The following is a 22595-nucleotide window of genomic DNA, read 5'->3' on the forward strand; positions in this document are numbered from 1 at the left end:
GGGTGGGCGTGTGGGTGGGCGTGTGGGTGGGCGTGGGGTGTGGGCGTGGGGTGTGGGCGCGGGGGTGGGTGTGTGGGTGTGGGGTGGGGTTGTGGACAGCCGATTCACGCTCTTGGGGTTCGGGTTTCTAGACTGCAATTCGCAGAAGTTCCGAATTGAGAGCGAGCCATGTCCGGTCCCAACACTGATTACGACCCGGTCGAAGTGACGCCGCTGCATGCCGAAGAGGTGGAGCGGACCCGCGACGAGGCGCTGAAGGCGTTTACCGAGGCGGCCGATCTGGCTGCCCTGCAGGAAGCCAAGTCCACCCACCTCGGCGACAAGTCGCCGATCGTGCTGGCCAACCGGGAGATCGGCGCGCTGCCGCCGCAGGCCCGCAAGGAGGCCGGTCAGCGGATCGGCGCGGCCCGGAAGGCGATCAACGAGGGCTTCGCGTCCCGGCTGGCCGTCCTCGAGGCCGAGCACGAGGAGCAGATGCTCGCCACCGAGCGTGTCGACGTCACGCTGCCGTGGCACACCCCCGAGCTCGGCGCGCGGCACCCGCTCTCGCTGATCTCCGAGCAGGTCGCGGATGTCTTCACCGCGCTCGGCTGGGACGTCGCCGAGGGTCCCGAGGTCGAGGCCGAGTGGCTCAACTTCGACGCGCTGAACTTCCAGCCCGACCACCCGGCGCGGCAGATGCAGGACACGTTCTTCGTCGAGCCGGCCGGCTCCGGGAAGGTCCTGCGCACCCACACCTCGCCGGTGCAGGCGCGCTCGATGCTGAGCCGCAAGCCCCCGATCTACGTGATCTGCCCGGGCCGCGTGTTCCGCACCGACGAGCTCGACGCGACCCACACGCCGGTCTTCAACCAGGTCGAGGGCCTGGTCGTGGACGAAGGCATCACGCTCGCGCACCTCAAGGGCACGCTCGACCACTTCGTCGTCTCGATGTTCGGCGAGGGCCTCGAGGCGCGCCTCCGGCCGAACTTCTTCCCGTTCACCGAGCCGTCGGCCGAGGTCGACCTGAAGTGCTTCGTCTGCCGCGGCGCGTCCGTCGGCAACCCGGACCGCCCGTGCCGCACCTGTGGCAGCGAGGGCTGGATCGAGTGGGGCGGCTGCGGCGTGGTGAACCCGCGGGTCCTGCAGGCCAACGGCATCGACACGGATCGGTACTCCGGATTCGCCTTCGGCATGGGCCTGGAGCGGACGCTGATGTTCCGCAACGGCGTCGAGGACATGCGGGACATGGTCGAGGGTGACGTGCGGTTCAGCCGCCAGTTCGGGATGGAGATCTGATGCGGGTCCCACTGTCATGGCTTCGTGAGTACGTCGACCTCCCAGCCGGGGTGACCGGCCGCGACGTCGGGGAGAAGCTGATCCGGGCCGGCCTCGAGGTCGAGACCGTCGAGGAGTCCGACCTGACGGGTCCGCTCGTGGTCGGCAAGGTGCTGACCTTCGAGGACGAGCCGCAGAAGAACGGCAAGACGATCCGCTGGTGCTCGCTCGACATCGGCAAGGACGAGCCGCAGTGGGTCGTCTGCGGTGCGAACAACTTCGCGGTCGGCGATCTCGTGGTCGTCGTGCTGCCGGGTGCGGTGCTGCCCGGCGGCTTCGCGATCTCCGCGCGGAAGACGTACGGGCATGTCTCCAACGGGATGATCTGCTCGAGCCAGGAGCTCGGCCTGGGCGACGACGGTACGCACGGCATCGTCGTGCTGGAGCCGGGCGAGGCCACGCCGGGTGACGACGCGATCGAGCTGCTCGCGCTGAAGGACGACGTGCTCGATATCGCGGTGACGCCGGATCGCGGGTACTGCCTGTCGATCCGCGGCGTCGCGCGCGAGGCAGCGACGGCGTACGGCGTTGCGCTGAAGGATCCTGCGGAGCTGGCACTGGACGGGTCCGGCTCGGGTGGTTACCCGGTGCGGGTCGACGACCCCGAGGCGTGCAGCGTGTTCGTCACGCGGACGGTGACCGGGATCGACGCCAAGGCGTTGTCGCCGCGGTGGATGCAGAAGCGGCTGCTCGCGTCCGGGATGCGGCCGATCTCGATCGGGGTCGACGTCGCGAACTACGTGATGCTCGAGCTCGGTCAGCCGATCCACACCTACGACAAGGCGCGGCTGTCCGGCGAGATCGTCGTACGCCGGGCAAACGCCGGCGAGAAGCTGATGACGCTCGACGACCAGACCCGCGAACTGGACGTCGAGGACCTGCTGATCACCGACGACTCCGGCGCGATCGGTGTCGCCGGCGTGATGGGCGGTGCGTCCACGGAGATCTCCGACGCGACCACCGACGTGGTGATCGAGGCCGCGCACTTCGACCCGATCGTGATCGCGCGCGCGTCCCGCCGGCACAAGCTGTCGTCGGAGGCATCCCGCCGGTTCGAGCGCGAGGTAGACCCACTGCTCCCGAGGTACGCCGCCCAACGCGTAGCCGACCTCCTCGGCGAGTACGCGGGCGGCACGATCCTCCCCGAAGAAACCGTCGTAGACACCCACACACTGCCCGAGCCGGTAACCATCCGAGCCGACCACGCAGCGCGGGTGGCAGGTGCTCCAATCACCATCGAGGAGACGCTGCAGCATCTGCGGTCGGTCGGATGCACGGTCGACCGCGCGGCTGCGGACGCGGTGCCCGCGCCGCTCGCGGCAGGCGTTCACGCCCCAGCGCTCGTGATCCCCGCGCCGGCCCGGCCTGCGGCCGGGCCGGCGCGGGGGGAAGCAGAAGGCGGCGCGGCGGCCGGTGGGTCGGCGGTGGCGGCTGAGCTCGTGGGTGATGATCTGCTGACTGTTACCCCGCCGTCGTGGCGGCCGGATTTGCGGGATCCTAATGACTTTGCCGAAGAGGCTATTCGGTTGTTCGGGTTCGACAATGTGCCGTCGATCCTGCCGGCCGCGCCTGGTGGGCAGGGGCTGACTGTTTCGCAGAAGCGCCGGCGGAAGGTGGCGACCGCGCTGGTTGGTGCGGGGCTGACGGAAGTGGTGTCGTACCCGTTCACCGGTGAGGCCGACTTCGACGCGATGGGTCTGCCCGCCGACGACCCACGCCGTACGACGGTGAAGTTGGTCAACCCGATCTCCGACGAAGAGCCGTCGATGCAGACCATGCTGCTGTCGACGCTCCTGCGCACCGCCGAGCGCAACGTCGGCCGCGGGGCAACGGATCTCGCGATCTTCCAGACCGGGCTCGTCTTCCTTCCGAAGGCGGAGACGAAGCCCGCGCCGCTTCCGTCGGTCGCGCACCGCCCGAGCGACGCCGAGATCCAATCGCTGTACGACGCGCTCCCGGACCAGCCGCTGCATATCGGTGTAGTGCTGACCGGTTTGCGGACCCCGACCGGTTGGTGGGGCAAGGGCCGTCCGGCCGGCTGGGCCGACGCGGTGCAGATCGCCCGGCTGATCGCGTCGGCGGTCGGCGTCGAGCCGGTCGTGACGAACGTCGAGCTCGCGCCGTGGCACCCCGGCCGGTGCGCGCAGTTCGCCATCGGCGGCCCGGACGGCAAGGTCGTCGGCCACGCGGGTGAGCTGCACCCGAAGGTCTGCCAGGCGTTCGGCCTGCCGGCCCGGTCGAGTGCGGTCGAGCTCGATCTCGAAGCGCTGATCGCGGCCGGTCCCGAGTCGATCACCGCGCACCCCTTCTCGTCGTACCCGGTGGCCAAGGAGGACGTGGCGCTGATCGTCGCGGCCGACGTGCCCGCGGCGGACGTGCAGGCTGCGCTGGCCGAGGGCGCGGGCGAGCTGTTGGAGTCGGTGCGGCTGTTCGACGTGTACACCGGCGAGCAGATCGGCGAAGGCAAGAAGTCGCTCGCGTTCGCGCTGCGCTTCCGGGCACCTGACCGGACTCTCAAGGAGAGCGAGGTCGCCGCCGCGCGGCAGGCCGCCGTCCAAGTGGCCGTCGACCGCTTCAACGCCGTCCAACGGGTCGGCTGACGTCATGAGTGGCCATCACCCCAGGGTGGCGGTTGCGGCGCCGAACGCTGCCGCGGCCGAGGCTGGGGTGCGGGTGGCTGCCGAGGGTGGCAACGCGGTGGATGCTGCCATCGCGGCCACCCTGGTCACGATGGTGAACGAGATCGGCGTGGTGTCGCCGGCGTCGGGTGGGTTCGTCACCTTGCAGGTCGCGGGTGGTGAGGCGATCACCATCGACGGCTGGGTCGAGATGCCCGGCCGCGGCCTGCCCAGCGAGCGATTCGGCCAGGGCGTCTGGGACATCACCACCGATTACGGCGGCGGTACGACGACCACCGTCGGCCACGGCTCCGTCGCCACGCCTGGCGGGATGAAGGCGCTCGACCTGGCCCATCGCCGGGCAGGTAAGGCGGCGTGGCGCGAGGTCGTCCAGCCGGCGATCGACGTCGCCCGCAACGGCTTCCCGCTCAGCCGCACCTCGGGGTACTACCTGGGCTTCACCCACGAGATCATCTTCGGCTGGCACCAACCCAGCCACGGCGTTGTCCACGACGAGGACGGCGAGGTGATCAAGGCCGGCAGCACGGTCGTGATCCCCGAGCTCGCCGAAGCCCTCGAGCTGATCGCCCGCGAGGGCGCCGAGACCATGTACACCGGCCGGCTCGCGCAACTCCTGATCCACGACATGGCCGCGAACGACGGCATCCTGACCGCCGAGGACCTCGCGGCGTACGAGGCCGTCGTCCGTCCGGCCCTTGTCGTCAAGCAGAACGGATGGCGCCTCGCGACCAACCCGCCGCCGGCCGTCGGGGGAGTCGCAGCCGCCGCGATGCTCGCGTTGCTCGACGGCGTACCGGCCGACGGTGGCTGGAACCAGTTCGAGCTGGAGCGACTGGTCGACGTGCAGCACGCCGTGCTCGGCCGCCGGCTCGCGGAGCTCGACGAAGAAGATGTACGGCGGCTCGAAGGCCAGAAGCTGCTCGACCTGGCCGCGGCCGGCGACTTGCGCGCGCTGACCTCGCCCAGCACGGCGACGGTCTCGGTCGTCGACGACGAGGGTGACGCTTGCGCGATCACGGTCTCGTCCGGCTACGGCTCCGGCGTACTCACCCCGGGCACCGGCATCTGGCTCAACAACGCCCTCGGTGAGCAGGAGCTCCTCCACGGCGGCCCGCACAGCCTCGCGCCGGGCACCCGCCTCACCTCGAACATGGCCCCGAGCGTGGCCCGCCGCGACAGCGACGGCGCCGTCCTCGCGATCAGCTCACCCGGCTCGGACCGGATCCCGACCGCGCTCGCCCAGGTCTATGCGCTCTATACCCACGGCGGCCTGTCGCTCCGTGAAGCCGTCGAGCACCCGCGCCTGCACGTCCGCGTCCGCGAGGACATCATCGTCGACTACGAGGACGACCTCCCGGTCTCCGGCTCGACGTCGCTCCCGACCCGCCCGATGCCGCCGCATTCGATGTACTTCGGCGGCGTCGCGGCCGCGTTCTGGGACCCGACCGAAGGCTTGCTCGCCGTCGGCGACCCCCGCCGAACCGGCGCGGTGGCGATTTCCCCCTGACCGCACGCTGTTAAGGTCAGCCACCTCAGACCCGAAAGGTGACCCGATGCGGGACCATCCCGAGCTCTCCGTCGTCGTACCGATGTACGACGAGGAGGAGGTGCTGCCGATCTTCTTCGAGCGGATGCACCCGCTGCTCGACGGTCTGGGGATCACCTATGAGCTGCTCGTCGTCGACGACGGCAGCCGGGACAAGACTGCGGAGCTGCTGCTCGCGGCCGCCGAGGACTGGCCGCAGCTCCGCGTTGTCCGGCTGCTCCGCAACAGCGGTCACCAAGCCGCGCAGTCGGCCGGGTTCCGTCGAGCGCGTGGTCAGTACGTCGTCACGATCGACGCCGACCTCCAGGATCCGCCGGAGGTCATCGCGGAGTTTCTCCAAGCGGTGAACGAGCAGGACGTCGACGTCGTGTACGGCGTCCGCTCCGATCGCTCGAGCGACTCGTGGGCGAAGCGGACCAGCGCCCGGCTGTACTACCGGCTGATGTGCCGGCTGGTCGGCAAGGACATCCCGTTCGACGCGGCCGACTTCCGGTTGGTGACGCGGCGCGTGGTCGATGCGGTGAACGCGCTGCCGGACGACGGGCGGGTCTTCCGCCTGGTGATCCCGTGGCTCGGCTTCCCGAGCGCCGAGGTGCGGTATGTCCGGGCCGAGCGGGCCGCCGGTACGACGAAGTACAACTTCTCGAAGATGCTGAGGCTCGCGTTCGACAGCGTGACCGCCTTCTCCGCCGCGCCGCTGCGGCTGGCGACGTGGCTGGGGCTGCTCGGTGGGGCGATGTCCGGGTTGTTCGTCGTCGGCGCGCTGGTGATCAAGCTGACCGGGCGGAGCATCCCCGGCTGGACGTCGACCGTGCTCGCGGTCAGCGTGATCGGCGCGATCCAGTTGCTGTGTCTCGGGCTGCTCGGCGAGTACGTCGCGCGCCTGTTCCAGTCGAGTCAGCGCAGACCGCAGTTCCTCGTCGGGTACGACAGCCTCGGCGACCACGGCCATCAGGAGCCCCTGCACCACAAGGCCCCGTCTGACAGATGAAGAGGTCGCTTCCGTGGCTGCTGCCGATCCTGGTGGCAGCCGGCGGGTTCGTTTCGCTGGGTGATGTCGGACCGGGTCCGCTGATCAAGTACGCCGCGTACTTCGCGGTGGCGATCGCGCTTCCCGGCACGCTCCTGCTCCGCGCGGCCTGGCGCAGTACCGGTAACTGGGCCGAGGATCTCGGACTCGGCTCGGTCGTCGGCGCAACCTGGCAGCTGATCGGCTGGGCGATCTTCACCGCGCTCGGCTGGCAACGCTGGTTGATCGTCTGGCCGGCGATCGTCCTGGCCGGCTTCGCGATCTTCGGGCGCAGCTATTGGCGGATTGCCGATCCCAAACCGCTACCGGCCGCCTGGACCTGGGGTCTCGCTGTCTCGGCTGCGGTGATGATGGGTGCGGCCACGTTCGGAGTGATGGCTTATCACCCGATGCCGCCGAACGGCGAGGCCTACTACCCGGACCTTCTCTACCACCTGTCGATGGTGAGCGAGCTGACCCGGACGGTGCCGCCCGAGATCCCGCAGGTGGTGGGGGAGCGGCTGGAGTACCACTGGTTCGCGAACGCCGACATGGCCGCCGCGGTCGACACCACCCGACTGACTCCGATGGTCGTGCTCTTTCGGCTGTGGGTCCTGCCCTGGCTCGTCGTCTCACTGCTCGTTTGCGCGACACTGGCCCGCATCGTCAGCCGCACGTGGTGGACTGGCGTACTTGCGGCTCTCGCACTTGCCGCCCCGCAACTGTTCCTGCTCGTCGACACGAGCGTGAACCTCGCACCACCAGTCAGCCTGCTCAGTCCGTCGCAGACGTTCGGCATGGTCGCCGGTGTCGCGGTAGCGGTCTTCCTGATCGAGCTGCTATTCAAGGGCGGCACTAAGTGGTTGTGGTTGCTCATCGCGCCGGTCGCAATCGTCGGCGGTGGTTCGAAGCCCACAGTGCTCCCCTTGCTTGTCGCAGCAGTTGGACTGGCCGCCTTGTACCTCCTGATCACCACGCGGCGTCTGCCGTGGCGTCTGGTCGGCACGACGGTCGCACTGCTGCTAGTAGGTGCACTGACCTTCCTGACCGTTGCCGGGAGTACCAGTGGATCGCGGCTGCAGTTCCTCGCCGTTCTGAAGTCGCTGCCCGTCTACACAGCGGCCACCGGCGACACCACTCAACCAGGCGACGGCGGTCTGATCCTCCCGGCGCTCGCGCACGGACACGTGATCGGCACGCTCAGCCTGCTGCTCGGTCTACTGCTGACTCTGCAGGCGATGTCCTGGGCCGGGTTCGGCGTTGTCGGTCGCAAGGAGCCGGTCGCATGGTTCCTGCTCGGCGCGATGATCGCGGGCTGGGCCGGCTACCTGCTGATCGACCATCCGTCGGTCAGCGAGTCGTACTTCGTTTACACCGCCGCGCCGTTCAGCCTGGCCGGCGCCGGCTGGTTCGCAGCGACCAGTGCACGCGCGGCCCGTCGGCCGGTCCCGATAGCGATCGCTGCCTTCGCACTCTCGATCGTGTATGCCGGCATGCTCGTCTGGGCGCGTGGTGTGCCGGCCGCATCGACCGGTCGGCAGCTGTGGTCGAGCACGCGGATGTTGCTCGTGGTCCTCGGCATCACGCTCGTACTGCTCGTGGCGTGGCGGTTGTTCTTCCGGCAAGCCGGCGGCGGCATGTTCGTCGTCCTCGTGCTGTTGTCGACGGCACCGATCAGCTCCTTCCTGCAGAGCGCCGTACGCGGAGACACCGAGAAGGCGCCGACGTACCGGGCCGCGCGCTGGTGGGTCTATCCGGATGAGGCCGAGGCAGCCCTGTGGCTCGGCGAGAACTCGGCCCCGGCAGACGTCGTCGCGACCAACACCTGGTGCCGTCCGGCCGGTACGACGGCGCCGGGCTGCGATGCGCGTGGGTACCTCGTCAGCGGGATCGCCGGTCGACGCACCCTGATCGAAGGCTGGGCGTATACGAACCAGGCGATGGCCAAGCAAGGCAACGGCGGCCGCCGCTACACCGAGCAGCCGTCGCCCTGGCCGGACCGCGTCGCCCTCACCAACCAAGCCCTCACCGCGCCGACCCCCGAAGTACTCCGGCAGCTGCGAACCGAGTACGACGTCCGCTGGCTGTACGCCGACGCACGCAACGGCCCGATCTCGCCCGCCCTCGACCGGCTCGCCGTCCGCCGACACAGCATCGGCAAGGTTCTGATCTACGAACTCGGAGAGTGAACTTCCCGTAACATTGTGTCGGCGCAGACCGTTACGTCTACGCAGGTCCGCCCGCCCGCGGCCGATGCACTTCGGCACCCTGATTGCTCGGGAGGGCGGGACACATGCGGGCTACCCGACCCGGGGCCATTCTTCTTGCCACCGCTCTGTTGAGCCTGGGCGCTATCACCGCAACGGCCTACGAGGTGCCGGCGACGCCGTTCACCTCGGCTGCCACCGCGGTGATGCCCGGTTCAGGGTTGCGCCAGACGATCACGGCGAGCGGACAGACCGAGCTCGGCGATCCGACCACCGCGGGCTTCCGCGGCACCGGCCCGACCACCTATCGGCCCGCGATCGGCAAGAACGTCCCGGCTCAGGACGTCGTCGTGAACACCGGCGACTGCGCGTCCACCGGCGGCTGCGGCGATCGCGGCACAGTGACGATCGCGTTCTCGCAGCCCGTCCGCAACCCGGTCCTGCACTTCGGCGGCATCGGCGGCTCCGTCACGCGGACCGACAGCGGCAAGCCGATCGCCCAGTCCGAGTTGCACTCGGTCCTCAAGCTGACGACCGCGGGCCTCAGCCTGACGAAACTTGGGCAAGGCAACAATCTCGCCGTCACCAGCGACACGATCAGCGCCGCTAACCATGACGCCGGCCCGAACTGCGTCAACACGAAGTCCCCATCCGGTCTCGATACCTCCGCGACCGCCGCGTGCGGATCGGTCCGGGTGAACGGCATCGTCGACAAGCTCGCCTTCGCCGTCACTGCGCAGTTCACGAAGCATCCGAAGCTCCCACCCATGAACAATGCGTCCTCCGGTGACGCGTTCTCGATCGTTGCGTCGACGCCGGAGGACTTCGGGGACGCGCCGGCGTCGTACGGCGCCGCCTGGTCGGTGCTCAGCGACGTACAGCTCGGGAAGGACGTCACTGAGGACAACGCCGATGTTGCGAACGGCACGACCGGTCCGGCAACACCTGATCAGGCCGATGACGGCGTCGTCTTCAAGCCGCTTCACACCAACCAGACGACGTACTCCGCCGACCTGCAGCTCGCCGGTACGTCGAAGGCCGGTCGCGCCTGCGCGTGGATCGACCTCAACGTCAACGGGACGTTCGAGCCGGGTGAGCGAGCCTGTGCCCCCTTTGCCGCGAAGCAGACGACCGTCACGCTGAGGTGGTCGGAGATCGCGCCCAAGGCGGGCGCGTCGTACGCGCGCGTGCGGGTCGGCTACAACGACGTACAGATCGAGAAGCCGACCGGCGCGGCGGATTCGGGTGAGGTTGAGGACTATCCGTTCGCGATCACACCGCCGCCTCCGCCAGTGCTGACCGACGACACCGCGACGACCGCGTTCAACACAGCAGTCATCGTTCCGGTGCTCGCCAACGACAAACCGGGCGATCCGTCGGCGCCGCTCGCACCCGCGACCCTCTGTCTCGTTGACGGCGGCAAATGCGTCGAGATGGTGAACGTCGTCGGCCAGGCGAAGTACGTCGCCAAGTCCGACGGGACGATCCGCGTCGAGCCCGTCCCCGGGTTCGTCGGCTCGGCCAAGCCGGTCACGTACCGCGTTGCCGACAGCAACGGCATCACCGCCACCGCCGAGCTCGCTGTGACGGTATCGCTCCCGGATCGACCGGTAGCGATGCCCGACACCGCGACCACCCCGCAGAACATGAGTGTGTCGGTCAAACCACTGGCGAACGACCACGCCGCGGCGGGCGTGCAACTCGAGCCCGACTCCGTCGTACTGCGCGATCCGGCCGACGCCATCTTCAAGAAGAAGGTGGTGATCGCCGGCGAGGGCGAGTACGTGGTGAAGCCCGACGGCGGCGTGGACTTCGTTCCGCAACCGCAGTTCATCGGCGTCGGTACGTCGATCGGCTACCGAGTCATCGATACCACCGGCCAGACCGCCGAGTCGACGCTCGCCGTGACGGTCACGCCGGTCACGCCGACCGCCAACGGCGACTCGATCTCGACCGCGTTCGACACCGACGTCGTCGTCCCCGTGCTCGACAACGACCTACCTGGTTCGCCCGACGCACCTCTTGTCCCGAGCACGCTGCGACTCGTCGACCCGGGCAGCAGGCAGCTCGTCGACAAGGTGACGATCGCGCAACAGGGGACCTATCTGGTCGCGGCGGGCGAGGTGGCGTTCCAACCGATCCACGGGTTCAAGGGCGTTGGTACGCCGTTGACCTACCAGGTGCTCGACAAGAACGGGACCCCGGCGCGCGCCGTACTCACCGTCTCCGTCGACGCGCCCGGGCCGCCGGTGGCGAACCCGGATGTGATCACCACGCTGCAGGGTCGCTCGGTGGTGGTCGCGGTCCTCGACAACGACAAGCCCGGTCCGACCGGTGCTGCGCTGAAGCCGGAGAGCGTGCGGCTGCTGGCGCTGTCCGACGGGGATCCGTTGACGAGTCTGGTGGTCACAGGTCAGGGCAAGTACACGGTCAAGCCGGACGGCCAGGTGCTGTTCGAGCCGTTGCCGACCTTCAACGGTACTGCGACCGCGATTCCCTATCAGGTTGCGGATAGCAACGATGCGTTGGGGAAGTCGACGTTGACCGTCCGGGTGACCAAGGTTCAGCCCGATGCGTCCGACGACACGGCGAGTACAGCGTACGACACGAACGTGACGGTGCCGGTGCTGTCGAACGACGACGCCGGCGACCCGGCGGTACCGCTGGTGCCGAGCAGCGTGCGGCTGATCGACCCGGTGTCGAAGGAGCCGAAGGCAACGGTGGTGATCGCCGGCCAGGCGAAGTACACGACCACGCCGGAGGGCAAGGTCGTGGTCGATCCGATGCCGAAGTTCACCGGCGCCGCGACGCCCGTCACCTACCGCGTCTCGGACGTGAACGGTACGACGACCTCGGCAGCGTTGACCGTTACGGTCGCCAAGCCGCCCGCGCCGACCGCCGCGCCCGACACGGCGACCGGCAGACAGAACCTCCCGCTGCAGGTGAAGCCGTTGGGTAACGACACCGCCGGGCTTGGGTCCGGACTCGATCCGCTCAGCCTCACCCTCGTGGATCCGGCAGATGGCTCGCTGAAGAAGCTGGTCAAGGTCCCCGGACAGGCCGACTACCAGGTCAATCCCGACGGCACGGTCGCTGTCGACCCCCTGCCGGGTTTCACCGGTACGGCAACCAAGGTCACGTACCGGATCTCGGACTGGTTCGGTCAGACTGCGCGATCGACGATCACGGTCACGATCACCCCGATCACGCCGGTCGCGGCCGACGACACCGCGCGAACGCCGTACGGGAAGACCGTCACGGTCAAGGTGCTCGCGAACGACAAGCCGGGCGACCCGTCGGCGCCGCTGGTGCCTGGCAGTCTGCTCCTGGTCAACCCTGCCGACGGGTTGCCGAAGGCATCGGTGAGAATCCCGAACGAGGGGGAGTACACGGCGGCTGGGGGAGTGGTCCGGTTCGATCCGGCGGCGACCTTCCGCGGTCCTGGTACGCCGCTGACGTACCAGGTTGCCGATAGCAACGGCACCAAGGCGACGGCTCGGTTGACCGTCACGGTCGGCAAGCCGCCGCTCGCCGTCGCCGACACCGCGTCGACTCTGCAGAACGTGACCGTGACGGTGAACGTGCTGTCCAACGACGTCCCGGGCACCGACGCGACGCTCGACCGCGGTTCGGTCGGTCTGCTCGACGCGAACGGGTACGTCAAGAAGCTGACGGTTGCCAAACAGGGGACGTACGCCGTGCAGCCGAGCGGCGCGATCGAGTTCGATCCGCTGCCGGCGTTCCAGGGCAAGGCCGCCGCGGTCCGCTACCGGGTCGCGGATTCGGACGGCAACTACGCGGCCACCACGTTGAGCATGACCGTGACGCCGGTCCGGCCTGTCGCGATCGGGGACTCGGCGATCACGCCGTACGGGCAGGTGGTCGCGGTCGACGTACTGGCGAACGACAAGCCGGGTGATCCGTCGGCGCCGCTGGTCCCGTCGAGCCTCGTGCTGAAGGATGCAGCCGGCCAGTATGGCAAGACTCTGATGCGGGCCGGCGAGGGGATCTACCGCGCCGGCGACGACGGGTCGGTCACGTTCACACCGGCGAAGGGTTTCCAGGGTGTGACGACGCCGACGACGTACCGGATTGCCGACGGCAACGGGACGACCGCGGAAGGTCTGCTGGTGCTGACCGTCGGCAAGGGGCCGTCGGCGGTGGCCGACACTTCGGAGACCAAGCAGAACGTGACGGTCACCGTCGATCCGCTCGCGAACGACGAGCCGGGGACGGGTGCGCAGTTCGATCGGACCAGCTTGCAGGTGTATAGCGGTTCGTGGAGCGGCAAGGTGGTGATCCCGGGAGAGGGTGTGTTCTCGGTCGTATCCGGGAAGCTCGTGTTCGATCCCGAGCCGGCGTACCGCGGTGTCGTCTCGGTCGCGTATCGGGTCACGGACACCACTGGGAACACGGCGAGCGCGTTGGTCTCGGTGACGGTCGCGGCGGTTACGCCGGTGATCGCGGACGACGCGGCGACGACGCCGTACGGGACACCGGTGACGATCGACGTGCTTGCCAACGACAAGCCGGGTGATGCCAGTGCGCCGTTGGGCGCCGTACATCTTGTTGATCCGGCGACCGGGGATCCGGTGGCCACGCTGGCTGTGCCGGGGGAGGGGACGTTCACCGTGCAGCCGACCGGGGCGATCCAGTTCGCGCCCGTGGACGGGTTCGCGGGCGTGGTGGTTCCTGTCGGGTATCAGGTTGCCGACCGCAACGGGACGGTCGGTACAGCCACGTTGACGGTCACGGTGCAGGATCGGCCGGTGGCAATGCCGGATGTGGCGCGGACCAAGCAGCATGTCGCCGTGACGATGGACCCGCTCGCGAACGACAAACCGGGCCCGGGCGCGACGCTTGCCCCCGACTCGCTGCTCCTGGTCGGACCTGGCGGCGCGTTGCTGGATCAGGTGAGCGTCGACGGACAGGGTACGTACGTGGTTGCCAGCGGCAAGATCACGTTCCGGCCGGTGGCGACGTTCACAGGCACCGCGCGACCGACGGCGTACGACGTGAAGGACACGAACGAGAACTCGGCCCGCGCAACTATCACCGTCACAGTCGCGCCGGTGCGTCCGGTCGCCGTTGACGACAACGCCCACACAGCCTTCGGTACGGCGGTCGTGGTGCCGGTCCTCGACAACGACAAACCCGGCGATCCGTCTGCACCGCTCCGACCGGCTTCCGTCGTACTGCGCGACCCGGCCGACGGTAAGGAGAAGAAGTCCGTCGCGGTGCCGCGCGAAGGCTCATATGCGGTTGGTGCAGACGGTGCCGTCACGTTCACCCCGGTCAAGGACTTCATAGGTACGTCGCGATCGCTGGCCTACCGCGTCACCGATGCGAACGGCACATCCGACACCGCATTGCTCGACGTGACAGTCGCCGGACCATTGCTCGCCAAGGCAGTGCCCGACACGGCGACCGGTACGCCGGGCAACCCGGTCGTCGTCAACCCGCTCCTCAACGACAGCGGAGCGATCGAACCGGGCTCGGTCTGCCTCCGCACCACCACTGGCTCCTGCGCGAAGCAGGTCACCGATGGCGCTGGCACCTGGTCGGTCGCCGGCGACGGAACGGTCACCCTCAAACCGGCCGCAGCCTTCATCGGTACCGCGAAGGCGACCTACCAGATCGGCGACGCCACCGCACCGGTCAAGGTCACCGTCGGCGCCCAGCCCACCGAGGTCAGTCGCCCGCTCAACCGCGCCGAACTCCCACCAACAGGCGGCCCGCCCGCGATCGTCCTCACCCTCGGCACCCTCCTGGCAGTGCTGGGCGCCACCCTTCTCGCCCTAGCCCGCACGCGACGGTGAATCCCCAGGCCATCACAATCCCACCGGCAGGGTGACGCGTCGCGGACCGGCGCCGCGGCCGCCCGATTGTGATGGCCTGGCGATCCGCTGTCAGAGGTCCTTGACCAGCATGATTTCGTCGCGGTAGTCGTCGGGGGCGACGCGGATCGCGCGTGGATGGGTGCCGACGACGCGGTAGCCGAGGGGACCGTAGAACTTCTCCAGGCCGAGCCCGTCGCGGATCGTCAGCTGGAGCTGCTCGAGGCCGAGGTCGACCGCCGACCCGCGCAACCCCTCCATCAGCACGCGGCCGGCGCCGTTGCCCTGGTGGCCCGGGTGGACCATCACCCGCAACACGGTGCGCCAGTGTGCGTTCAGCGTGCTGCCCGAGCGGACGAGAAGGCCCATCCCGGCGTACCGCTCACCGGTGTGCAGCACGCCGAGCAGGTCCAACCCGGCTGCGACCCGGCCCAGTGCGCCGTCCAGGTTCTCGGCGATCCGCTCGACCGGCGCGGGCGGCGTGTAGCCGACCGCGCCGCCGGCGTTCGTCGCCGCGACCCAGGTGTCCAGCAGGTCTGCCCGCAAGCTCGGGTCGAGCGCCTCGTCCGAGTCGATCACCAGGTACTTCACCGCACCTCCATCTGCGACTGAGTTGCAGATAGTCTACGGCTCAGTGGATGTGTTCCAGCTTGTCCGGGTTCCGGATCAGGTACAGCTCGTTGATCAGCCCGTCCTCGGTCTTCAGGAACGCGACCGTGTCCGGCACCTCGCCGTCGTACGCGATGTAGGCGATCTCGCCGTTCAGCGTGCCCATCCGGATCTCGAAGCCCGGGTTCTCCGCGATCACCGCGAACAGCCAGCGCGCGATCTTGTCCGCACCGTGGATCGGCCGGAGCGCCGCCTTCTTCTTGCCGCCACCGTCGCTGATCAGGACGGCGTCCGGCGCGAGCAGTGCGACCACCTGGTCGAAGTCGCCCGACCCGGCCGCCTGCATGAACCGCATCGTTACCTCGTCATGGCGCGCCTTGTCGACGTGGTGCCGCGGCTGCCGCGCCTGGACGTGCTCGCGGGCGCGGTGGGCGAGCTGCCGTACGGCGGGCTCGGATCGTCCTAGCGTGTCCGCGATCTCGTCGTACGGGAGATCGAACACCTCACGCAGTACGAACGTGGCCCGCTCGAGTGGGGACAGCGTCTCGAGTACGACGAGCATCGCCATGCTGACCGAGTCGGCCATCTCGACCGCTGCCTCGGGGTCGTCGTCCGTCGCGAGGGGTTCCGGTAGCCAGGGGCCGACGTACTGCTCGCGTCGGGCCTTCTGCTCGCGCAGCCGGTTCAGGGCCAACCGGGTGGTGATGCGGATCAGGTAGGCGCGGGTGTCGCGCACCTCGTCGTGGTCGACGCCGGTCCACCGCAGCCACGCCTCCTGGACCACGTCCTCGGCGTCGCTCACGCTGCCGACGACCCGGTACGCCGCGCCGACCAGCACGGACCGATGCTCGGCGAACTCACTCGCCAGCTGCTCCTCGGTCATTTGACCGGCCTCAGTTCGCAGGTCTCCTTGAAGCCCTGGCTGGTCAGCCCGAGGGCGGCGTTCGTGCGGGAGCGGTAGTTCTCCAGCGAGATGAGCGAGGTGAGCTCGACCAGTTGCTCATCGGTGAGATCCGCGCGCAACCGCTCGACCTGCTCATCGGTGACCTCCGGCGGGGTCGCCGTCATTGCCTCGGCGTAGTCCATCACCGCGCGCTCCAGATCCGAGTAGACGTCGCTGTCCCGCCACCCTGGCACATCGCGCAGCTTCGCCTGGTCGACACCCTGATGGTGGAATTCCCAGAAGCCGAAGTCCATGCACCAGCTGCACCCGATCCGCGCCGACGTCACCATCACCGCGAGCGCCTTCAGCCCCGGGTCCAGCTTGTTCCACCGAGCCGCAGACCCCTCCAGCAGCAGCATCGACGCCAGCACTCGCCGGTTATGCAGCGCCGCCTGCCCCGGCTCCAGCACCGTCCCGTACTTCCGCCGACTACCCCACTCCGCCAGCCGCACAACCCATCCCCGCCGATGCTCCAACCCGATCCGAGCCATCTCACCCTCCAAAGTCCGTCGTCCCTCCCTGGACACCCGCCACCCCACCCCGCGTGACATGACGCACGTCACAACCCGTGGTTGGCTGGAGCCCTGCGCCATCCGACCCCGGCGGACGCGGGCTCCCTCTCCTTTCCCCGCCCCGAGCGGAGCGAGGGGCGGGGCTCTTCTTCCACGACTCGAGAGTGGTTGGATATTCATTCGGTTCGTGGCATACTCATTCATATGAGTGTGAAGGTGGCGGTGGCCGGGGCCAGTGGGTACGCCGGGGGTGAGCTGCTCCGGTTGCTGAGCAGTCACCCCGAGGTGGAGATCGGCGCCCTGACCGCCGGCGGGAACGCCGGTACGGCGCTCGGAGTGCACCACCCGCACCTCGTGCCGCTGGCCGGGCGCATCCTGGTCGAGACCACGGCGGAGAATCTCGCCGGTCACGACGTGGTGTTCCTGGCCCTGCCGCACGGACAGTCCGCCGGAATCGCCGAGCAGCTCGGCGAGGACGTCACCGTGATCGACTGCGGCGCGGACTTCCGGCTGACCGAGGCCGAGGTGTGGGTCGAGTTCTACGGCGGCGAGCACGCCGGCTCGTGGCCGTACGGGCTCCCGGAGCTCCCCGGACAGCGGGACAAGCTCCGCGGGTCGAACCGGGTCGCCGTACCGGGTTGTTACCCCACCGTCTCCACCCTCGCCCTGCTCCCCGCCGTACAGCACGGCCTCGTCGACCCCACCCAACTGGTCGTGGTCGCCGTCAGCGGTACGTCGGGCGCGGGCAAGGCCCCGAAGACGCATCTGCTCGGCGCCGAGGTGATGGGCTCCGCGTCGGCGTACGGCGTCGGCGGCGTGCACCGTCATACGCCGGAGATCGAGCAGAACCTCACGCCGTACGCCGAGCAGCCGGTCAGCGTGTCGTTCACGCCGGTGCTCGTCCCGATGGCCCGCGGCATCCTCGCCACCTGCAGCGCACCGATTGCCGACGGCACCGATCTGGCCGCGCTCCGGCAGGCCTATGAAGATGCCTACCGCAACGAGCCGTTCATCCACCTGCTGCCCGAGGGACAGTGGCCGCAGACGCAGGCCACCCTCGGCGCGAACACCGTGCAGTTGCAAGTAGCCCTCGACCAGCGCACCGGCCGCGCCGTCATCGTGGCCGCGATGGACAACCTCACCAAGGGCACCGCCGGCGGAGCCGTGCAGTGCATGAACCTGGCCATCGGGCTCGACGAAGCCCTGGCCCTGCCCCTCGTAGGAGTCGCACCGTGACCGTTGCAGTTACCCCAGCCACCCAAGTCGATCGGAGCGCCGGGGTCACCGCGCCGGCCGGCTTCCGCGCGGCCGGGGTGATCGCCGGGATCAAACCAGCCGGTACGCCGGACCTCACCGTCGTCGTGAACGACGGTCCGTACGACGTCGCCGCCGGCGTCTTCACCACGAACAAGGTGAAGGCCGCGCCGGTGCTCTGGTCCCAGCAGGTCCTGACCGCCGGGAAGCTCAAGGCCGTCGTACTGAACTCCGGCGGCGCGAACGCGTGCACCGGACCGGAAGGTTTCCAGGACACGCACAAGACCGCGGAGAAGCTGGCTTCCGTTCTGGGCGTCGGGGCCGCCGAGATAGGCGTCTGTTCGACCGGCCTGATCGGCGAACGCCTCCCGATGGACCAGCTGATCCCCGGGATCGAGACCGCGGTCGGTGCCCTCGGTGCGACGACCGGCCACGACCTGTCCGCCGCGACCGCCGTGATGACGACCGACAACGTGCCGAAGCTGGGCGCGCTGCGGCACCCGGACGGCTGGAGCATCGGCGGGTTCGCGAAGGGCGCCGGGATGTGCGCGCCGAACATGGCGACGATGCTGAGCGTGATCACCACCGACGCCGTCCTCGACCAGCCGCATCTCGACCACGCGCTGCGCAACGCGGTCGCCAAGACGTTCAACCGGCTCGACGTCGACGGGGGAACGTCGACCAACGACACGGTGCTCCTGCTCAGCTCGGGCGCATCCGGTGTGACCGTCACGCCCGAGGCGTTCGAGGCGGCGTTGACCGTGCTGGCTGCTGACCTGGTGAAGCAGTTGCAGGCCGATGCCGAGGGCGTCACCAAGCACGTCAGCATCACCGTCCAGGGCGCCGCGACCGAGGCCGAGGCGCTGGCCGCCGCCAAGGTCGTTGCCGAGGACAACCTCTGCAAGACCGCGTTCTTCGCCTCCGACCCGAACTGGGGCCGGATCGCGATGGCCGTCGGCAATGCACCTACCGCCTTCGATCCGTCGTTGCTCGACATCACGCTGAACGGCGCCGCCATTTGTGTTGCCGGTGGCAAGGGTGTCGATCGCTCCGAGGCGGACCTCAGCGGCCTGGAGATCGACGTACTGATCGATCTGCACGCCGGCCCGGCGTCCGCGACCGTGTTGACCACCGACCTGTCCCACGCCTACGTCGAAGAGAACTCGGCCTACTCCTCGTGAACAGTCACGCAGACGCGGTCGAGAAGGCCGCCGTACTGACCGAAGCCCTGCCCTGGCTCAAGGAGTTCCACGGCAAGACCGTCGTCGTGAAGTACGGCGGCAACGCAATGGTCGACGACAAGCTCAAGCAGGCGTTCGCATCCGACATCGTCTTTCTCCGGTACGCCGGGGTGCGCGTCGTCGTCGTCCACGGCGGCGGACCGCAGATCAGCGACATGCTCGGCCGGCTCGGTATCGACAGCGAGTTCCGCGGCGGCCTGCGAGTCACCACGCCGGAGGCGATGGACGTCGTCGGCATGGTCCTCGTCGGCAAGGTCGGCCGCGAGCTGGTCGGTCTACTGAACGCGCACGGTCCGTTCGCGGTTGGCATGTCCGGCGAGGACGCGGGCCTGTTCACCGCGGAGCGTCGTACGGCGTTGGTGGACGGCGAGCATGTCGACATCGGGCTGGTCGGCGACGTGGTCGAAGTACGTCCGGAGGCGGTGGTCGACCTGATCGATGCCGGCCGGATCCCGGTGGTGTCGACGATCGCGCCGGACGAGGACGGCCAGGCGCACAACGTCAACGCCGATACCGCGGCCGCCGCGCTCGCGGTCGCGCTCGGCGCCGAGAAGCTCGTCGTACTGACCGATGTCGCCGGGCTCTACCGGAACTGGCCGGACAGCGACGAGATCATCACGCAGATCGACGCGGCCGAGCTGGCCGAGTTGCTGCCGTCACTGGCGTCGGGCATGGTGCCGAAGATGGAAGCCTGCCTGCGCGCGGTCCAGTCGGGCGTCTCCCGTGCCACCGTGATCGACGGCCGCGTCCCGCACTCGCTGCTCCTCGAGATCTTCACCGACGCCGGAAGTGGAACCCAGGTGATCCCGTCATGACCGAACTGCTGACCGTCGACGGCACGCAGGCTGCGCTCACCGAGCGCTACAGCAGTGCGCTGATGAACACCTTCGGTGCGCCGAAGCGCGTGCTGGTGCGCGGCGAGGGCGCGTACCTGTGGGATGCCGACGGCAACAAGTACCTCGACCTGCTCGGCGGCCTCGCGGTGAACTGTCTCGGTCACGCGCATCCGTTCGTGGTGTCCGCGGTGACGTCGCAGCTCGCCACCCTCGGCCACGTCTCGAACTTCTTCGCCTCCGCACCGCAGATCGCGCTGGCCGAGAAACTGCTCGGTCTCTTCGATGCCCCGGGCAAGGTGTTCTTCACCAACTCGGGCACCGAGGCGAACGAGGCCGCGTTCAAGATGACCCGGCGGACTGGCCGGACCAAGATCGTCTCGACAGTCGGCGCGTTCCACGGGCGGTCCATGGGCGCGCTCGCGATCACCTGGAAACCGGCGTACCGCGAAGCGTTCGCGCCACTGCCCGGCGACGTGGAGTTCGTCCCGTACGGCGATGCGGAAGCACTGGCCGCAGCGGTCGACGACGAGACGGCTGCTGTTGTCCTCGAGCCGATCCAGGGCGAGAACGGCGTCGTCGTACCGCCGGCCGGGTATCTGCGGGCCGCGCGGAGCATCACGTCCGAGCACGGCGCGCTGCTGTGGCTCGACGAGATCCAGACCGGGATCGGGCGGACCGGGACGTGGTTCGCTTTCGAGCCCGAGGGCATCACGCCGGACATCGTGACGGTGGCGAAGGGCCTCGGCGCCGGAATCCCGATCGGCGCCTGCATCGGTCTCGGCGCGGCCGCGGACCTACTGCAGCCCGGCAACCACGGTACGACGTTCGGCGGCAACCCGGTCGCGTCGATCGCGGGCCTCGCGGTGCTGACCGTGATCGAGCGGGACGGCCTGCTCGCGCAGGTGAATGCCGTGGGCAACCACCTCGCGTCGTCGATCATCGCCCTCGACCACCCGATGATCGCGGGTGTCCGCGGGCGCGGGATGTTGCTCGCGATCGAGTTGACCGAGCCCGTGTCGGACCAGGTGGCGGCGCTGGCGCTGGAGGCCGGTTTCGTGATCAACAATCCGATCCCGAACGCGTTGCGGCTGGCGCCGCCGTACATCCTGAGCAAGGCTGATGCGGACAGTTTCGTCGCGGCCCTTCCCGGGCTGCTCGACAAGGTGGAGGTCTGATGGCTGCGAGGGGCGAGCGGACCGAGTCCACCGTTCGGCACTTCCTGCGGGACGACGACCTGTCGCCGGTCGAGCAGGACGAAGTACTCACGCTGGCCGCGCAGTTGGCGGGGGACCGGCACGGGCACAAGCCGTTGAGCGGCCCGAAGACGGTCGCAGTCATCTTCGACAAGACCTCGACGCGGACCCGGATCTCGTTCGCTGTCGGGATCTCCGAGCTCGGCGGCGTACCGCTGATCATCGACGCGCAGACGTCGCAGATGGGCCGCGGCGAACCGATCGCTGACACGGCCCGCGTGCTGGACCGGCAGGTCGCGGCGATCGTCTGGCGGACTTTCGGTCAGAGCCGCGTCGAGGAGATGGCGGCGGCGTCGCGGGTGCCGGTGATCAACGCGCTGACCGACGAGTTCCACCCGTGCCAGATCCTGGCCGACCTGCAGACCGTGCGGCAGCACAAAGGCTCGACCGCCGGGCTGAAGCTGGTCTACCTCGGGGACGGTGCCAACAACATGGCCCACTCGTACCTGTTGGGCGGGGCGACAGCGGGCATGCACGTCGTCGTGGGATCGCCTGCGGAGTACCAGCCGGACCCCGCGATCCTGGCGCGCGCCGGCGAGATCGCCGCGTCGACTGGGGGATCGGTGGCCTGGACGGCGGACGCGGTCACCGCGGCCGACGGAGCGGATGTGCTTGCCACCGACACCTGGGTGTCGATGGGGCAGGAGGCCGAGGCGGCTTCGCGTGAGGCGCCGTTCGTGCCGTACGCCGTGACGGAGCAACTGCTGTCCAAGGCGAAGCCGGATGCGATCGTGCTGCACTGCCTGCCCGCGTACCGTGGCAAGGAGATCGACGCGGCCGTGATCGACGGCCCGCAGTCGGTCGTCTGGGACGAGGCCGAGAACCGGCTGCACGCGCAGAAGGCGCTGCTGTCGTGGCTGCTTGCGAGGAGTTTCGGGGCATGAGCATCGCCGTACCGACTACCAAGACCGCGCGTCAGCAACGGATCGTCGATCTGCTCGGTCGGCAGCCGGTGCGGTCGCAGACCGAGCTCGCTGATCTGCTCGCTGCGTCCGGACTGGTTGTCGGGCAGGCGACGCTGTCGCGCGACCTGGTCGAGATCGGTGCGGTGAAGGTCCGCGATTCGACCGGCCAGCTCGTGTACGCCGTACCGGGTGAAGGCGGTGACCGTACGCCGCGAGCCGGCGAGGCGGCCGCATTCGAGGCGCGTCTGGCCAGGGTGGCGTCCGAGCTGCTGGTATCGGCCGAGGGCAGCGCCAACCTCGTGATCCTGCGAACCCCGCCGGGTGCGGCCCAGTACTTCGCGTCGGCGATCGACCACGTGGGACTGGACGACGTACTCGGCACCATCGCCGGCGACGACACCGTCATGGTCGTATCCCGCAACCCGGTCGGCGGCGAGGCGCTCGCCGCCCGCTTCCTGTCTCTTGCCGCACGCGAACCGAAGTAAGG

The 22595-nt window shown here is 69.0% G+C and carries 15 protein-coding genes; 12 read left to right on the top strand and 3 right to left on the bottom strand.

The annotated features are described in order from the left end of the window. The first annotated feature begins 168 nt into the window (after positions 1-168). The 6 genes from pheS (at position 169) to EV653_RS34315 (ending at position 14537) form a co-directional block, all read left to right on the top strand. Positions 169-1278 carry a phenylalanine--tRNA ligase subunit alpha gene (gene pheS, locus EV653_RS34290; RefSeq protein WP_134109199.1) on the top strand — a complete coding sequence of 370 codons (1110 nt, stop codon included), beginning with the start codon at positions 169-171 and terminating at the stop codon, positions 1276-1278. After that, positions 1278-3917 carry a phenylalanine--tRNA ligase subunit beta gene (locus tag EV653_RS34295; RefSeq protein WP_134109201.1) on the top strand — a complete coding sequence of 880 codons (2640 nt, stop codon included), beginning with the start codon at positions 1278-1280 and terminating at the stop codon, positions 3915-3917. The genes pheS and EV653_RS34295 overlap by 1 nt, the downstream gene beginning before the upstream one ends. A 4-nt stretch (positions 3918-3921) precedes the next feature. Continuing rightward, positions 3922-5463, top strand: a complete 1542-nt coding sequence (locus EV653_RS34300) for a gamma-glutamyltransferase (protein WP_134109203.1) — start codon at positions 3922-3924, stop codon at positions 5461-5463. Between the two features lie 46 nt (positions 5464-5509). Further along, entirely contained in the window at positions 5510-6493 is a 984-nt protein-coding gene (locus tag EV653_RS34305; RefSeq protein WP_134109205.1) for a glycosyltransferase family 2 protein, read from the top strand. Beyond that, positions 6490-8700: a hypothetical protein gene (locus EV653_RS34310; protein ID WP_134109207.1), complete on the top strand. Its 2211-nt coding sequence runs from the start codon at positions 6490-6492 to the stop codon at positions 8698-8700. The genes EV653_RS34305 and EV653_RS34310 overlap by 4 nt, the downstream gene beginning before the upstream one ends. A 104-nt stretch (positions 8701-8804) precedes the next feature. After that, complete coding sequence (locus EV653_RS34315; RefSeq protein ID WP_238160623.1) at positions 8805-14537, top strand: Ig-like domain-containing protein; 5733 nt, start codon at positions 8805-8807, stop codon at positions 14535-14537. Positions 14538-14627: 90 nt separating this feature from the next. On the opposite strand, the gene EV653_RS34320 is transcribed toward EV653_RS34315, so the two are convergent. The 3 genes from EV653_RS34320 to EV653_RS34330 are packed head-to-tail and all read right to left on the bottom strand — an operon-like array spanning position 14628 to position 16598. Continuing rightward, positions 14628-15146: a GNAT family N-acetyltransferase gene (locus tag EV653_RS34320; protein ID WP_134109209.1), complete on the bottom strand. Its 519-nt coding sequence runs from the start codon at positions 15144-15146 to the stop codon at positions 14628-14630. 40 nt (positions 15147-15186) lie between these two features. Beyond that, entirely contained in the window at positions 15187-16047 is an 861-nt protein-coding gene (locus EV653_RS34325; RefSeq protein ID WP_134109211.1) for an RNA polymerase sigma-70 factor, read from the bottom strand. After that, the gene (locus EV653_RS34330; RefSeq protein ID WP_134109213.1) at positions 16044-16598 is read right to left on the bottom strand and encodes a carboxymuconolactone decarboxylase family protein; all 555 of its coding nucleotides are present in this window, start codon (positions 16596-16598) and stop codon (positions 16044-16046) included. Before EV653_RS34330 ends, EV653_RS34325 begins: the two co-directional genes overlap by 4 nt. Before the next feature lie 225 nt (positions 16599-16823). On the opposite strand from EV653_RS34330, the gene argC reads away from it, so the two are divergent. From argC to EV653_RS34360, 6 genes are read left to right on the top strand one after another with little or no spacing between them, the layout of a single operon-like run. Continuing rightward, a complete protein-coding gene (gene argC, locus EV653_RS34335) occupies positions 16824-17855 on the top strand; it encodes an N-acetyl-gamma-glutamyl-phosphate reductase (RefSeq protein ID WP_134109215.1) in 1032 nt (343 codons plus the stop codon). Further along, positions 17852-19054, top strand: coding sequence for a bifunctional glutamate N-acetyltransferase/amino-acid acetyltransferase ArgJ (gene argJ / locus EV653_RS34340; RefSeq protein WP_134109217.1), 1203 nt, complete (start codon positions 17852-17854; stop codon positions 19052-19054). Before argC ends, argJ begins: the two co-directional genes overlap by 4 nt. Beyond that, complete coding sequence (argB, locus tag EV653_RS34345) at positions 19051-19929, top strand: acetylglutamate kinase (RefSeq protein WP_134109219.1); 879 nt, start codon at positions 19051-19053, stop codon at positions 19927-19929. The genes argJ and argB overlap by 4 nt, the downstream gene beginning before the upstream one ends. Further along, positions 19926-21125, top strand: a complete 1200-nt coding sequence (locus EV653_RS34350; protein WP_134109221.1) for an acetylornithine transaminase — start codon at positions 19926-19928, stop codon at positions 21123-21125. The genes argB and EV653_RS34350 overlap by 4 nt, the downstream gene beginning before the upstream one ends. After that, positions 21125-22087, top strand: a complete 963-nt coding sequence (gene argF / locus EV653_RS34355; protein WP_134109223.1) for an ornithine carbamoyltransferase — start codon at positions 21125-21127, stop codon at positions 22085-22087. The genes EV653_RS34350 and argF overlap by 1 nt, the downstream gene beginning before the upstream one ends. Further along, complete coding sequence (locus EV653_RS34360; protein ID WP_134109225.1) at positions 22084-22593, top strand: arginine repressor; 510 nt, start codon at positions 22084-22086, stop codon at positions 22591-22593. Before argF ends, EV653_RS34360 begins: the two co-directional genes overlap by 4 nt. The last annotated feature ends 2 nt before the right edge of the window (positions 22594-22595 follow it).

This window comes from Kribbella pratensis, from assembly GCF_004365355.1.
Lineage (GTDB): Bacteria > Actinomycetota > Actinomycetes > Propionibacteriales > Kribbellaceae > Kribbella.

What these genes read in the sequence shown, in the direction of transcription:
- pheS (WP_134109199.1), top strand. Translation starts at nt 169, where the DNA reads ATGTCCGGTCCCAACACTGATTACGACCCGGTCGAAGTGACGCCGCTG.
- EV653_RS34295 (WP_134109201.1), top strand. Translation starts at nt 1,278, where the DNA reads ATGCGGGTCCCACTGTCATGGCTTCGTGAGTACGTCGACCTCCCAGCC.
- EV653_RS34300 (WP_134109203.1), top strand. Translation starts at nt 3,922, where the DNA reads ATGAGTGGCCATCACCCCAGGGTGGCGGTTGCGGCGCCGAACGCTGCC.
- EV653_RS34305 (WP_134109205.1), top strand. Translation starts at nt 5,510, where the DNA reads ATGCGGGACCATCCCGAGCTCTCCGTCGTCGTACCGATGTACGACGAG.
- EV653_RS34310 (WP_134109207.1), top strand. Translation starts at nt 6,490, where the DNA reads ATGAAGAGGTCGCTTCCGTGGCTGCTGCCGATCCTGGTGGCAGCCGGC.
- EV653_RS34315 (WP_238160623.1), top strand. Translation starts at nt 8,805, where the DNA reads ATGCGGGCTACCCGACCCGGGGCCATTCTTCTTGCCACCGCTCTGTTG.
- EV653_RS34325 (WP_134109211.1), bottom strand. Translation starts at nt 16,047, where the DNA reads ATGACCGAGGAGCAGCTGGCGAGTGAGTTCGCCGAGCATCGGTCCGTG.
- EV653_RS34330 (WP_134109213.1), bottom strand. Translation starts at nt 16,598, where the DNA reads ATGGCTCGGATCGGGTTGGAGCATCGGCGGGGATGGGTTGTGCGGCTG.
- argC (WP_134109215.1), top strand. Translation starts at nt 16,824, where the DNA reads ATGAGTGTGAAGGTGGCGGTGGCCGGGGCCAGTGGGTACGCCGGGGGT.
- EV653_RS34350 (WP_134109221.1), top strand. Translation starts at nt 19,926, where the DNA reads ATGACCGAACTGCTGACCGTCGACGGCACGCAGGCTGCGCTCACCGAG.
- argF (WP_134109223.1), top strand. Translation starts at nt 21,125, where the DNA reads ATGGCTGCGAGGGGCGAGCGGACCGAGTCCACCGTTCGGCACTTCCTG.
- EV653_RS34360 (WP_134109225.1), top strand. Translation starts at nt 22,084, where the DNA reads ATGAGCATCGCCGTACCGACTACCAAGACCGCGCGTCAGCAACGGATC.